The following is a 13437-nucleotide window of genomic DNA, read 5'->3' as shown; positions in this document are numbered from 1 at the left end:
GGAAACAAAAACCCGCAGGATTACTACGGGTTCCGGTGGAGTTTCTTATTCGCTCCTGTTACAGAGCATTTAAAGGTAGGCAATTTATTTAACCAATATTTTCCGTTTAAAGTTTGCTGGAAATCAAAATAAGTTGTTTGTTTGCGTCATAATAACGCATTCATGGAAAAGAGATCGTTCACCAGTTACCGAAATCCCGCCATTGCCGTCGACCTGGTGGTGTTTGGCTATCATAGTGAACAGCTTTCCATCCTGCTGCTCAACCGGAAAGAAGCACCATTCAAAGGCCGATGGACATTGCCGGGTGCATTTCTTGGACTGGAAGAAACCTTCCGGCAGGTATGCCAGCGTATCCTGGAGACCAAACTGGGAATCGCGGATCTCTACCTCGAACAACTCTATTCCTTTGACCAGCCCAATCGTGATCCACGCGGCCGGGTATTGTCCGTCGCTTATTTTGCTCTTGTTAACCCTGACCACTACGACATCACTGCCGGCGAAATGGCAAACGATGTAAAATGGTTTTCAATGGAAGAATTACCACGCCTCGGATTCGACCACACCACAATTGTACAAATGGCAGCTGAACGGCTGCGTGCCAAAATCCTCTATCATCCCGTTGGCTTCGAACTGCTGCACCACGAATTCACCCTTCCGGAATTACACCGGCTGTATGAAACCATACTCGGCATTCCGATTGACCGGAGAAACTTCCGCCGGAAAATCCTGGATAGCGGCTATATCGTAATGACCGGTGAAAAAAAGACCGGTGCACAACACCGGCATCCTGATATTTACCAGTTCAATAGCAATATCGATCCGGGAAATTTTACGATCAACATCTGAATCATATAAACCTTTGTCATGAGAATCACTCCCCTGTTACTGAAAGATGGTTACAAAGTCGGTCACAAGTTCCAGTACCCAGACGGCACAACACTTGTGTATTCCAACCTGACGCCGCGCAAATCACGCAACAAAGAGATCTCCGAGATCGTATTTTTCGGCCTGCAGTATTTTATTAAAGAATATCTCCAACGACAGTTTCACGAAGGCTTTTTCAACCTTCCGAAAGAAGCCGCCATCCGCACCTACCAGCGCAGGATAGACAATTACCTGGGTAAAGACAGTATCACTTTCGACCATATTGCGGCTTTGCACGACCTGGGATACCTGCCGCTCGAAATCAAAGCCATTCCGGAAGGAACCCTGGTACCCATGCGGGTGCCGGTACTCACCATCCGCAATACGCACCCTGATTTTTTCTGGCTGACCAATATGCTCGAAACCGTCATGAGTGCGATCCTGTGGAAACCCTGCACCTCTGCCACCACGGCTTTCCAGTACCTCTGCACTTTTCACCGCTATGCTGCTGAAACAGTCGGCGCAGACACTTCCTTTATTCCATGGCAGGGACACGATTTTTCGTTCCGCGGCATGAGCGGCATCGAAGATGCTGTGATGAGCGGCGCTGCCCACCTCCTCTCCTTTACCGGTACCGATACCATCCCTGCCATCGATTTTCTCGAAGAATATTACCAGGCCAACAGTGATGAAGAGCTGGTCGGTGGTTCTGTAGCGGCAACAGAACACAGTGTGATGTGCATGGGCACGCAAACAGACGAACTCGCCACTTTCCGCAGGCTGATCGACAAGGTTTACCCCACCGGCATCGTTTCCATTGTAAGTGACACGTGGGACTTCTGGCAGGTCATCACAGATTTCCTCCCCGCTCTGAAAAATGAAATTCTTGCCCGCAATGGAAAAGTGGTGATCCGGCCCGACAGCGGTGACCCGGTTAAAATCATCGTCGGCGATCCGTCCGCACCCGCTGGCAGTCCCGCACACAAAGGCGCGATTGCCTGTATGTGGGAAACCTTTGGCGGCACCATCACTTCCCAGGGTTACAAATTGCTCGATCCGCATATCGGGCTGATCTATGGCGACAGCATCACGCTGGAAAGGCAACAGGACATACTTGAAGGCCTGAAACAAAATGGCTTTGCGAGTTACAATGTGGTGCTGGGCATCGGCTCCTTTACTTATGAATATGTCACCCGCGACAGCTACGGGTTTGCCATGAAAGCCACGTATGGCGAAGTAAACGGGGAAGGCCGTGAGATCTTCAAGGATCCCAAGACTGATGACGGCACCAAAAAATCTGCGAAAGGACTGATGCAGGTATACCGCAACGAAGAAACCGGTAAACTGGAACTGAAGGACCAGTGCAGCTGGGAAGAAGAAGCACAGGGGGAACTGGTCACTGTATATCGGGATGGAAAACTGATCGTGGATTTTTCCCTGGCAGACATCCGGCAGCGTGTTATCGGCCAGGCAGCGTTTTCAGAAAAAGAAATTGCCGTAGCTGGTTAACATCCACCCATCCATTCAAGAACACTCAACATGAATACCCTCAACCTGGTCTCCCCGGAAAAATCTGACCTGCAGTTCACCACCATGATCTTTCCTGACGGACAACCGCATATTAAAATCAATCCGGATGACCTGCAGCAGCTCGATCACAACGCCCCTATACGCATCCTGACCCGCATGGCCAATGCGAATGATATCCTGCTGGCCCTGTTCGTTAAGAACACACTCGACTATCATGAATTCGAACATATCGAGTTGCACATCACCTACCTGCTCTGTGCCCGAATGGACAGGGTAATGACGGGCGGTGAACCTTTCTCCCTGAAAGTAATCGCTGCCATGATCAACCAGGCGCAGTTTCGTAAGGTTAAAATCTTCGACCCGCATTCCGAAGTCACTACTGCCATGATCGAACGCTCCTATGCGGTAACAAATCATGATTATGTGCAGCAGGTTTTAGCGGAAACGCAGCCGGCGTTACAACCTGACAGGTACTACCTGGTGTCTCCCGATGCAGGCGCCCTGAAAAAAATCCACGGGCTGGCCCAGCACCTGGGCATTACCCATCTCGTGGAATGCATGAAAGAGCGGGAGGTAAAAACCGGGAAACTAACAGGATTCACCACCACGGCCACCTCACTGTCCGGCGCCACCTGTTTTATTGTAGACGATATCTGCGATGGCGGCGGAACCTTTGTGGGCACCGCGGCCCTGCTGAAACAAAAAGGCGCGGCCGCCGTTCACCTCATTGTGAGCCACGGCATTTTCAGCAAGGGAACCACCCTGGAAAATATCGACCGGATCTATAGCACTAACTCATACCGGGAGGTTTCGGGTATCCATTGCCTGCCTGTTGAAAGGTTTTTGTAGCGTTTTCACACAACTAAATTCCCCGGACGGGGACAAAAAATTCCCCAATTATCGACAATAACGGGCAATCCGGCGAAAACGAAGCTGTAAAACTAGGAGGCACAGTTTTAGTTACTATCTTGGTATTGGTTTTTCATAGGATATTGGATTTAAAAACGGGGAAGTATGTCTATACATCCCTTTTTTTTTGCGCCTGCCTGAAGGTCCTTTCTCTTCCGTTCTTAATGTCAATTAAAAAAGCCTTGTTCATGACAAGGCTTAAAGTTATTTGAAAATGATGTGAAGCTATTACAGCGCAAGTTTCGGATCGCGGCCCAATTGCTTCACCTGTTTAAAGTGCGAATTCACCGCTGATGCAAAATCAGGCATGCAATGATAAGGCAGGTTGAATTGCGCACAGGTGGCCCGCACGATCTTGCTCAGCGCAGGATAATGCACATGGCTTACCCTCGGGAACAGGTGATGTTCGATCTGGTAATTCAGTCCGCCCACCAGCCAGGTAATCACCCGGCTATTGGGTGAAAAATTCGCGGTGGTCTTGATTTGATGGATCGCCCATTCATCTTCAATTTTTTTGTGTTCATGGTCATGTGCTGTTTCGAAGGTTGGCCCCTCTACTACATGCGCCAGCTGAAACACCACCGCGAGCGTCAGTCCCAGGCCCACGTGCAGGCAAAGGAAAAAAACCAGCCAGGGCAGCCAGCCCACTACCACAATCGGAATAACAATGTAAAAAGCCAGGTACATCGCCTTGCTCACCCAGAAGATGATGTGTTCATTCAAGGGCATTTTTTCGGCCATTGCCTGGTCACCTAAACGGGGCCGGAAATACTTATCATAGTCCTGTACGAGTACCCATATCAGTGAGCTCAAAGCATACAACACCGGTGTGTACAGGTGTTGAAACCGGTGCGCACGAACCCAGGGTTGTGAAGGGCATAACCGGATCAGCGGGCTCTTCGCGATATCGTCATCAATACCATCAATATTGGTATAGGTGTGGTGGATTACATTGTGCTTGTATTTCCAGATGAAGCTGTTACCGCCAAGCGCATTGAGGGAAAAGCCAAGGGTCTGATTCACCCATTTACGGGAAGAGTAGCTCTGGTGGTTGGCATCATGCATTACATTGAACCCGATGCAGGCACTGGTAACGCCCAGCAGCAACCCCAAAGGAAACATCCAGCCGAGGTTCATCGGTATAAAAAGGAACACCAGGTAAGCGAGGACAGCAACGGAAATCAGCACAATGGTTTTGGAATACAACCGCCAATTGCCCGTTTTCGCGAGCTGCCGGCTGCTGAAATACTGGTCGGCCGCCCGGTTGAGTGTTTTGGAAAAATCAGCCTGTTTGTTATTGAAAGTCAACTTCTTCATGAACCGGTTCCTGGTTTAATTATGGATGCGAGACCGATGAAGATAGGTATTATGTCGTTGGGGTTGCACGAACTGACCAAAATCAGGTTCGCATTAACAGGAAATTTAATCAATCCTTCGATTAAAATTCGAATTTACCTTGATAAACCATCTACCTCACTACGGGCTATTCGAAGGATTATCGAATTTTAATCGCAAGTTTATCGTAGTATATTACAAATTTCAGTAACTTGCCGTTAACCTAATACGTGAAAAATCAATATTCATGAGTAAGATTACTGATAACCTCCTGGTGAAAGGGGCCAGGGGCAAACTGGGTGAGCAGATAGTGTACAAGCAAAAAGGCGACGACACCATCATCACCAAAATGCCAAAATATGACAGGTCCAAACCACCCTCAGCCAGCCAGGAGCGGAACCGCGACCTTTTCAGTGACTCCCAGCAATATGCCAGGACGGCGATCGCCGATCCCGATCTCAAAGCCGAATATCAAATGGGCTGTGCCCGCGGAAAAGCCGCTTACAATGCCGCAATGAAAGATTACAGGACGGCCCCTGTGATAGAATGGGTCAAAGCAGCTGATTATGAAGGCCAGGCCGGAAAGGCCATCTCCATTCATGCCACGGATGATTTCAGGGTAGTTGCGGTGAAAGTAACCATCCTGACAACCGGGGGCGACGTCGTAGAAGAGGGCTATGCTGCTATGAGTCCCGTGTTTAAAAACCGGTGGATCTATTCAACACAGCCCTCCAACCCTGTCCCTCCAGGTACTGTCGTCCAGGTAACAGCCAGGGACCTGCCTGGAAATGAAACTTCCCTGGCGGTCGGCATCTGAACAAGGCGATTTCACTGTTCAAAGACCAGGTTGCGGTTCAGAAATGGCAGTACGCGGGTGTAAAACCGTCCGTCATCATTCCAGGTTTTATTCCAGGGTCTTCCGCGGTACTCCTCCGCTTCATGCTCTATACCAAGATCCTCCAGATCACGGGTGAAAGCACGGTTCGCATATACGTGATCAAAATTGCCGTCGTAACGTGCCCAGTCAAAAGCAATTGCCCGCAACTTTTTCAGGTTGCCGGCAGACTCCGCCAACTGACCTTCCAGCATGAAATCATGCTGCACATGGATCATATGCGGCGTATTTACTTTCACGCCACCGGAACTATCAGGCTCCATGAAAAAGTCGCAGTAAAATGGAGGCCGGGAAGGGTTGGGTAGAAAGGCCTGGCAGATGGAAACAAAGATCTGTGACGGGGTATCCCCTGCCAGTTCAGCATAGGTTGTCGCCTTATTGATCTTTGTCCAGTTGACCCCTAATTCCGTCCAGGGTCGGGTTCCCACCCCGGTGGCTACAGGATGCAGCGCATACACAACGCTGAAAACATCGGGATAGGTCATGGCGAGCTTCAGTGCACCCCGGCCACCCATAAAATCACCGGTGATTGCCCGGCTGTTCTGGTGTCGGATCGTCCGGTATTTCCTGTCAACAAACGGCACCAGCTCCTGCACGGTAAAATCGAGCCATTTCCCGCTCACCGGGGAGTTCTCGTACATGCTGCCGGAGGTCGGTGAAGAATAGTCCGCCACCACGAGTATAAATGCCCGCGTCACCCCTGCTGCTACCGCTCGGTCAACCTGGTCGGTTGCCGCCCCGAAAATACTGCCGGGATTTCCGAATATGCTGTGGCAATAATACACTACCGGGTAAGCTTTGCCGGAAGCCGTATAACCAGGGGGAAGGTAGATTTTAACCTTCCTGTTGAGTCCGAGGGCCAGCTTGTTTTCACGAAGTACCACTGACGTGAAGCTGTCTGTTACCAGGGTCCCTTTTTGTGGTTGCCCGGCTACCGGCAACATAAAACCCAAAGCAACACATCCTGTTACCAGCAAGGAAAGTATACGCATGTTGGCTGTTTTTAAAATCAGCTGAGATGCACTGTATCACGAAATCCACAGAAAATTCAGCAAAACATTACCGTCGCTGAAGATCAAAGATGGTTTCGCCAGCCTCCGCACGATAGCTGATCGAAAGCCCGTGCATATCCGTTATTTTTTTAACAATGGCCAGTCCCAGCCCGGTAGAATCGGCAGTTCCTCCCCCGCCACCGGCAAAGCGCGTAAAGATTTTCTCCCGTGGAATAACGGGCTGGTGGGTGGTATTGCTGATCCGGAAGTTGTTCGCCGAAACAACAATCTCAATATTGCCGTTTTCATAGTTGTGCCGGATAGCATTTCCCAGCAGGTTGGAAACCAGTGAATCGGCCAGCATGGGATGCATGCGCACCATAAAATAAGCGTGGAAATCGGTGGTCACGTTCAGACGTTTGTCCTGGATAAGCTCCGAAAAAAGCTCCAGCTGTTTGCGGATCACAGTGGTCAGGTTGAGTTCTTCCGAAGCCACATACTGGTTGTTTTCGATCTTTGCCAGCAGTAATAAACCCTGGTTCAGTTTCGACAGGCGTGTCAAGGCATTGGTCGCCTCCAGGATCAGGTGTGCATCCTGCTCGGGCAGATCTTCTTTCTGCAGCAACAACTCCATCTTGCTTTGTGCCACACTAAGCGGTGTCTGCATTTCATGTGCGGCATTCTCCGTGAATTCTTTCATGCTGAGAAAATCGCTGTGAATTTTCTCCGTCATCCCGTTCAGTGCGGCATTGAGTTCATTAAACTCCCTGGTGTTGGTGGATGTAAAATGTGTTCCCCGGATTTCCGTCAGGTTGGTCTTCCGGATCGTATTCAGCGTCTGGTAGAAAGGCTCCCACATGCGTTTACTGATCAGCCAGTTGAACAGGATGGTTGCCAGGAACAATCCGGCAAACACCAGCAGGATAATCCGCGTGATGTCCGCCAGCAAGGCAGCTTTCTGTTCCTGGGATTTCCTGATGACAATCTGGTAAGAGATGCCATAAACGACGACCACCTGCGATAACTGGCGATAGGGGAAAGCGGTTAAACTGGTTCTTTCATCGGTAATAACTGGTCTCCCCGGTGGTGCGTCCACCGAAAAAATCGACAACTCCGGTGACCGCAGCATAAAGGTCACCCCGTTTGCTGCTTCTGCATGCAGGTAACGGATCCAGGCGGCTTCATCCTGCAGCAATTCCATGTCGCCCTTGCGGTCGAGTTCGCGGCTGAACTGCCGGAACAGGTAAGCCCCGGCCAGCAGGAGCAACAGGGTCATAGCGCCCAGGAAGTACAGTGTTGTTTTTGTCAGCAGCCGCATGTTCCTATTTTAGTTGTCAGTAAAACGATACCCTGAACCGTACACGGTTTTGATATAATCCGAACCACCAGCATCCACCAGCTTCTTACGCAGGTTTTTGATGTGGGTGTAGATAAAATCATAATTATTCAGGTAGTCATACTCGTCACCCCAAACATGCGAGGCGATCGCCTGCTTGGTAAGCGCACGCCGCTGGTTCACCAGGAAATATTCCAAAAGCCGGTATTCTTTTTCCGTCAGGTCGAGCACTTTCTCGTTGACCGTGACGCGCTTCGCATCGGGAAAAAGCCTGATCTCGTTAAAACTTATGGCCTTATTTCCGCCGAAATTACGGCGACGCAAAACGGCATTGATCCGTGCATTCAGTTCCGAAAGATGAAAGGGTTTGGTGATGTAGTCATCTGACCCCAGCTCCAGCCCTGTCAGTTTATCATCCAGCGAATTCTTTGCCGAAATGATGATGATCCCCGCTTCAGATTCCATGTGTTTGAGCTCCCGCACGAGGTCGAGCCCGCTGCCATATGGCAGGCCGATATCCACCACGATGCAATCGTAACTGAATGCACTGATCTTTTCTTTTGCTGACAGGAAATTGTCGGCTGTTTCGCATACGTATCCCTGGTAATCCAGGTATTGCTGGATGGATTCGCGCAACCCTTTCTCGTCTTCAATCACCAGTATTTTCATGTGTTTCAAATATACTGACAAAAAAGCCCGCCCTTACCGGGCGGGCGGAACCAAACCTCTCCACTAAAAAACCTTACCTGTTCAAATCGTTGAGGGCATATTGATATTCTTCCCGGGGATTATTCGGGTACACCCCCGTTATGAGCGCGCTGTTGCCGGAACGCTGCAGGGCTTCATTCAGCTGCTCCACGGAACCAACACTGCGGCCGTTGACCTTGGTGATGATGAATCCTTCGCGGATCCTGGTCTGGTCGGAAAGGATGCCGTCTCCCAGGTCTTTCACCACCACACCGGCACGCAGGTTCAGCTGTGCAGCATCATCTGCGCCCAGGTTTTCAAAAGTGGCACCAAGCTGGTTGGCAGAAGGCGCTTTGCCTTCGGATGCAGCATATGCGCCGGCATTGCCTTTCAGGGTTGCTGTGACAGTCTTCTCTGCATTGTCGCGGCTATACGTGATGTCGATCTTATCACCGGGACGCAAGGCACCGACCTTGCCCATCAGTTCTGTACCGCTGTTGATCTCGGCGCCATTCAGTGCGGTGATGAAGTCACCTTTCCTGATACCCGCTTCAGCAGCAGCACTACCGCCCGCAACTTCCATGACGTACACGCCTTTTCCTTCCTTAATATTATTCTTCGTGCGCTCCTCTTCACTCAGTTGATCATTCGGGAAGGAGATGCCGAGATAGGCTCTTTTCGCACTGCCATATTTGATGATATCATTGGCCACGCGCTGGGCGAGGTTGGAAGGGATCGCATAAGCGTAACCTGCATAGGAACCCGTGGGTGAAGCAATGGCACTGTTGATGCCGATCAGGTCACCTTCGGTGTTCACCAGGGCGCCGCCGCTGTTACCGGGGTTAACGGCCGCATCGGTCTGGATAAAGGATTCGATCGCAGCCCTGCTGTTGCGGCTGTTGATCCCGATATTGCGTGCTTTGGCACTGACGATACCTGAAGTAACGGTTGTTTCAAGATTCAGGGGATAGCCGATAGCCAGCACCCACTGCCCCAGGTGCACATCATCAGAATTGGTGAAGCGCAGGTAAGGAAGATCTTTTCCTTCTATTTTGATAACGGCCAGGTCGGTGCTGGGGTCAGTTCCCACAACCTTAGCCCTGAAATCTTTTTTATTGTTGAGCGTTACGGTGAGCTCAGTGGCATCAGCCACCACGTGGTTGTTGGTAACAATATATCCATCTGCAGTGATGAGCACACCGGAACCGGACGCGCGCTGTGCCGGCGCCTGGCGGGAACCGCCACCCCCGAATTCATCACCGAATCCATCACCGAAGAAATCCCGCAACTGGTCAGGAATCTGTGCCGTGGCGCCACGCTGGGCACGCATCACCGTTTTGATGTGGACGACGGCAGGACTGGCCTTGGTGGCTGCCTTTTCAAAGTCCACCATGGGGGTAGCCACAGTGCTGCCGTTGCTATCGGTATACTTCGCGTTTTCAAAAAGGGATTTACTGTTTTGATTGCCGGCAAAAAAATCTTCGTGCCGGTAGTGTTTATAGGCCCAGACGCTGCCGGTGGCGAGGCCACCCAGCACCAGGGTTGTTGTTAAGGCTTTCTGAAGTGTCATTTCTTTTTATTTGGTTTGATTGATCAACCAAAAGTGACATGGGGTTCTGTAGCAATTCTGTAGAAAACTGTAAATGGGGTGTTAAAGGATTGCATCAGCCCGGAGATTAAAAAATCCGTTATTCCACCATTTTTTCTGGGTTATGCGCATATTTACAGAATATGCGTATCTTTGGGAATTGAAAGTAAGATTAAACATAACAGTGGACGAGGTATTACTGGAAGCGATCAAGTCTTACGCAGCCATCAAAGGCGTCAGTGTTTCTGAACTGGTGGAAAACCACTTCAGAACGGTTGCCCGTCCTTCCAGGAGAAAAAATATTCTCCAGCTGGTAGATAAGCTGGAGCGGCCTGACATCGCACCAAAGGCCGATCTCAAAGACCTTTTTTACCAGGAGCAATCCGAAAAATATGGCTTCTAAAGCATTCCTGGATGCCAACATCCTGCTGGATCTTACGCTGAAAAGAGACGCATTTCCGCTTTCCAGGAAAATATTGGAGCTGGTGGTCAAAGGTCAGGTGCAGGCATTTATCACCCCTTCCATTGTTCACATAATCGGCTATTGGCTTACAAAAGCGTATGGAAACGCAAAAGCAAAGGAACTGCTGCTCACCCTGCTGGCTGATGTAACCGTTATTGACACCAATCATGAAATAGCGGTCAATGCCCTGCACTCCAAAATAGGAGACATCGAAGATGCGCTTCAGTATTATACTGCCATCCACCATAAACTCGATTATTTCATCAGCCGGGATAAATCCCTGAAAAGAGCCGCCATCCCCATGTTGCCGGTATATACTCCCGAAGAATTCCTTTCTGAAGCAGAAGGCAACCGTTAAAATAGAAGATCTGCCAGCTATCCCTGCTAAACAGGGGACGGTGGCTTTTTTAGGTATATTGATTTTACTTACAAAAGCCCGTTATGTTCAAAAATCTTTTGCTGGTAGCACTCCGCAATTTCCGGAAGGACAAATGGTACAGCCTGATCAACATCCTTGGATTGACCATCGGCATTACCTTCGGGATGTTCCTGATCTTTTATATCAAGGATGAACTCAGTTTCGATAAATTCTATCCGAATGCTGACCGGATCTACCGCATCAATTCCATTATTAAGGAAGCAGACCGGGATACGATGCGCTGGGCCATTGCCCCCTTCCCTGCCGGACCTGCACTGGCCAGCGACTATCCCGAAGTGGAAGAGGCCGTCCGCTTTGTGGGTAGCGGCCGCACCATGTTTAAAAACGGGGCGACAAAGTTATACGAGGAAAAAGTGTTCTTTGCAGACAGCAATGTATTCAAGGTATTCCAGTGCAAATTCATCGAAGGCAATCCCAAAACCGCTCTGCAGGAACCGAATACCCTGGTACTTTCCAAATCTTCTGCCATCAAATTCTTCGGCAACAACCAGCGGTACCTGGGCAAAACGCTGGAGAATATTAATGGTAAAGTTTACAAGGTAACCGGCGTCATGGAAGATGTGCCGAGAAACTCCCATTTCCTTTTCAATGTGCTCGTTTCCCGGAAGACCCTGCCAGCTGATTTCGGCAACAACTGGGGCAGCTTTGACTTTTACACCTACGTATTACTGAAACCCGGCACATCGGCAGCTGCATTCACCCACAAGATGAAACCGATGTATGACAAATACCTCGCGTCCATCTTTGAACAGTATAATATCAAGATCAGGTTCGAAGCGCAACCCATTACCACCATTCACCTGCATTCCACTACCGTTAATGAACCTGAGGAACTCGGCAGCATGTCCTATATCTATATCTTTTCGGCAGTTGCTTTTTTTATGTTGCTGATTGCCTGCATCAACTACATGAACCTGACTACCGCGCGTAGCGCCCGCAGGGCAAAAGAAATCGGCATCCGGAAAGTGACCGGATCCAACAAGTCTCAGCTGGTGATGCAGTTCCTGATCGAATCTACCCTGACTGCATTCTTTGCCCTGCTGATCAGTATCGGCCTGATCGCCATCTTCCTGCCCCTGTTCAACAATATTGCCGGCAAGCATATTTCGTTCCTGACATTATTCCGGCCGGACACGATCCTGATCCTGCTTGGCGTCGTGCTTTTTGTCGGTATAGTTGGTGGCAGCTACCCGGCTTTCTACCTTTCCAAATTCAATCCGATCAGTGTACTGAAGGGAAGCCTCTCCAAAGGCTCAAGCAATGTGAATCTCCGCCGCTCCCTGGTGGTGTTGCAGTTCTCCATCTCGATGATCATGCTGATCTGCACCTGGGTAGTATATAAACAACTGAACTACTTAAGAAGCAAAGATCTCGGCTTTGATAAGGACAAGGTGATGAACGCTTCGGCTATTATCGACCGGGATATCCGTAGTGCCGTCATTTCTTTCAAAAATGAAATGCGGAAGAACCCGGGTGTTCAATCGGTGAGTTCATCTTACGGTATTCCCGGCGGCGGCATCAGCTTCAACCTGTTTTCGGTGGAGACCAAAAACGGTTTTACAGACAAAGGTGTTGATGTTTATTCAGTGGATGAAGATTATGTGAAGACCCTGGGCATCAAAATGGCGAAAGGCAGAAACTTCTCCGGCATTGCCGATACGTTGCACAGCATTCTCGTGAATGAAAAGCTGGTCAAGGAGTTTGGGTGGGGTGAAGAAGCGCTGGGAAAACGCGTAAAATACCCTGGTGACACCTCAGGCAACTACCTCGAAGTGATTGGCGTGGTAAAGGATTTCAACCAGAAATCCCTTTACAACGAGATCGCACCACTGATCCTTGTTTATACGCGGAATGGCAACCTGATCCAGATGAAACTGAGCGGCGGCAATATTCCGGGCACTGTTGCCGGCATTGAAAAAACCTGGAAGAATACCTTCCCCGATATTCCCTTCCAATATACCTTTCTCGACCAGGACTTTGACAGCCAGTATGCGGCTGACCAGAAGCGCGGCAAGATCTTCACGGTATTCTCCGTACTCACCATACTCATCACCTGTCTCGGTTTGCTTGGACTGATCGCCTTCACTACCGAGCAGCGGCAGAAAGAGATCAGTATCCGCAAAGTGCTGGGGGCAAGTGTTGGAGAGATCATTCCGCTGGTGTCACGCAACTTTGTATTCCTTGTCGGCTTGTCGTGCATAATTGCCTTTCCGGTGGCGGGCTATTTCATGACGAAGTGGCTGAAGATCTTTCCTTACAATACCGGCCTTAGTGTGAGTCCGTTTATATTATCGGCACTGGTGGTGCTGCTGATCACGCTGATGACAACGATTTTCCATACGGTCAGGGCGGCGCTTAGCAACCCCGTGGAAAGCCTGAGGAGCGAATAACCTTCGGGG

At 49.9% G+C, this 13437-nt stretch carries 12 protein-coding genes; 7 read left to right on the top strand and 5 right to left on the bottom strand.

Going from position 1 to position 13437, the window contains the following annotated elements:
- The first annotated feature begins 162 nt into the window (after positions 1-162).
- The 3 genes from FPE01S_RS11320 to FPE01S_RS11310 are packed head-to-tail and all read left to right on the top strand — an operon-like array spanning position 163 to position 3243.
- The gene (locus FPE01S_RS11320; protein WP_046369115.1) at positions 163-846 is read left to right on the top strand and encodes an NUDIX hydrolase; all 684 of its coding nucleotides are present in this window, start codon (positions 163-165) and stop codon (positions 844-846) included.
- Positions 847-864: 18 nt separating this feature from the next.
- Complete coding sequence (locus FPE01S_RS11315; protein WP_046369114.1) at positions 865-2373, top strand: nicotinate phosphoribosyltransferase; 1509 nt, start codon at positions 865-867, stop codon at positions 2371-2373.
- Between the two features lie 30 nt (positions 2374-2403).
- Entirely contained in the window at positions 2404-3243 is an 840-nt protein-coding gene (locus FPE01S_RS11310; protein ID WP_046369113.1) for a phosphoribosyltransferase family protein, read from the top strand.
- Positions 3244-3531: 288 nt separating this feature from the next.
- Here FPE01S_RS11310 and FPE01S_RS11305 read toward each other — a convergent pair whose 3' ends face one another.
- Positions 3532-4620: a fatty acid desaturase family protein gene (locus tag FPE01S_RS11305; protein WP_046369112.1), complete on the bottom strand. Its 1089-nt coding sequence runs from the start codon at positions 4618-4620 to the stop codon at positions 3532-3534.
- 265 nt (positions 4621-4885) lie between these two features.
- Between FPE01S_RS11305 and FPE01S_RS11300 the strand changes: the two genes are divergently transcribed.
- Positions 4886-5455: a hypothetical protein gene (locus tag FPE01S_RS11300; protein ID WP_046369111.1), complete on the top strand. Its 570-nt coding sequence runs from the start codon at positions 4886-4888 to the stop codon at positions 5453-5455.
- An 11-nt stretch (positions 5456-5466) separates the two neighbouring features.
- Here the strand turns inward: FPE01S_RS11300 and FPE01S_RS11295 are convergent, their stop codons facing one another.
- From FPE01S_RS11295 to FPE01S_RS11280, 4 genes are all read right to left on the bottom strand, one after another.
- Positions 5467-6525, bottom strand: a complete 1059-nt coding sequence (locus FPE01S_RS11295) for an alpha/beta hydrolase (RefSeq protein ID WP_046369110.1) — start codon at positions 6523-6525, stop codon at positions 5467-5469.
- Between the two features lie 67 nt (positions 6526-6592).
- Positions 6593-7843: a sensor histidine kinase gene (locus FPE01S_RS11290; RefSeq protein WP_052955718.1), complete on the bottom strand. Its 1251-nt coding sequence runs from the start codon at positions 7841-7843 to the stop codon at positions 6593-6595.
- Between the two features lie 9 nt (positions 7844-7852).
- On the bottom strand, positions 7853-8530 hold the full coding sequence (locus tag FPE01S_RS11285; RefSeq protein WP_046369109.1) for a response regulator transcription factor: 678 nt from the start codon (positions 8528-8530) through the stop codon (positions 7853-7855).
- 73 nt (positions 8531-8603) lie between these two features.
- Entirely contained in the window at positions 8604-10118 is a 1515-nt protein-coding gene (locus FPE01S_RS11280; RefSeq protein ID WP_046369108.1) for a trypsin-like peptidase domain-containing protein, read from the bottom strand.
- 142 nt (positions 10119-10260) lie between these two features.
- Between FPE01S_RS11280 and FPE01S_RS11275 the strand changes: the two genes are divergently transcribed.
- From FPE01S_RS11275 to FPE01S_RS11265, 3 genes are all read left to right on the top strand, one after another.
- On the top strand, positions 10261-10539 hold the full coding sequence (locus FPE01S_RS11275) for a DUF6364 family protein (protein ID WP_046369107.1): 279 nt from the start codon (positions 10261-10263) through the stop codon (positions 10537-10539).
- On the top strand, positions 10529-10957 hold the full coding sequence (locus FPE01S_RS11270) for a type II toxin-antitoxin system VapC family toxin (RefSeq protein WP_046369106.1): 429 nt from the start codon (positions 10529-10531) through the stop codon (positions 10955-10957). Before FPE01S_RS11275 ends, FPE01S_RS11270 begins: the two co-directional genes overlap by 11 nt.
- Positions 10958-11040: 83 nt before the next feature.
- Positions 11041-13428 carry an ABC transporter permease gene (locus FPE01S_RS11265; RefSeq protein WP_046369105.1) on the top strand — a complete coding sequence of 796 codons (2388 nt, stop codon included), beginning with the start codon at positions 11041-11043 and terminating at the stop codon, positions 13426-13428.
- The last annotated feature ends 9 nt before the right edge of the window (positions 13429-13437 follow it).

The sequence above is a fragment of the Flavihumibacter petaseus NBRC 106054 genome, assembly GCF_000974785.1.
GTDB lineage: Bacteria > Bacteroidota > Bacteroidia > Chitinophagales > Chitinophagaceae > Flavihumibacter > Flavihumibacter petaseus.
Note: the sequence above shows the minus strand (reverse complement) of the source record. Positions and strands in the feature narration are given on the sequence as shown.

What these genes read in the sequence shown, in the direction of transcription:
- FPE01S_RS11320 (WP_046369115.1), top strand. Translation starts at nt 163, where the DNA reads ATGGAAAAGAGATCGTTCACCAGTTACCGAAATCCCGCCATTGCCGTC.
- FPE01S_RS11315 (WP_046369114.1), top strand. Translation starts at nt 865, where the DNA reads ATGAGAATCACTCCCCTGTTACTGAAAGATGGTTACAAAGTCGGTCAC.
- FPE01S_RS11310 (WP_046369113.1), top strand. Translation starts at nt 2,404, where the DNA reads ATGAATACCCTCAACCTGGTCTCCCCGGAAAAATCTGACCTGCAGTTC.
- FPE01S_RS11305 (WP_046369112.1), bottom strand. Translation starts at nt 4,620, where the DNA reads ATGAAGAAGTTGACTTTCAATAACAAACAGGCTGATTTTTCCAAAACA.
- FPE01S_RS11300 (WP_046369111.1), top strand. Translation starts at nt 4,886, where the DNA reads ATGAGTAAGATTACTGATAACCTCCTGGTGAAAGGGGCCAGGGGCAAA.
- FPE01S_RS11295 (WP_046369110.1), bottom strand. Translation starts at nt 6,525, where the DNA reads ATGCGTATACTTTCCTTGCTGGTAACAGGATGTGTTGCTTTGGGTTTT.
- FPE01S_RS11290 (WP_052955718.1), bottom strand. Translation starts at nt 7,843, where the DNA reads ATGCGGCTGCTGACAAAAACAACACTGTACTTCCTGGGCGCTATGACC.
- FPE01S_RS11285 (WP_046369109.1), bottom strand. Translation starts at nt 8,530, where the DNA reads ATGAAAATACTGGTGATTGAAGACGAGAAAGGGTTGCGCGAATCCATC.
- FPE01S_RS11280 (WP_046369108.1), bottom strand. Translation starts at nt 10,118, where the DNA reads ATGACACTTCAGAAAGCCTTAACAACAACCCTGGTGCTGGGTGGCCTC.
- FPE01S_RS11275 (WP_046369107.1), top strand. Translation starts at nt 10,261, where the DNA reads ATGCGCATATTTACAGAATATGCGTATCTTTGGGAATTGAAAGTAAGA.
- FPE01S_RS11270 (WP_046369106.1), top strand. Translation starts at nt 10,529, where the DNA reads ATGGCTTCTAAAGCATTCCTGGATGCCAACATCCTGCTGGATCTTACG.
- FPE01S_RS11265 (WP_046369105.1), top strand. Translation starts at nt 11,041, where the DNA reads ATGTTCAAAAATCTTTTGCTGGTAGCACTCCGCAATTTCCGGAAGGAC.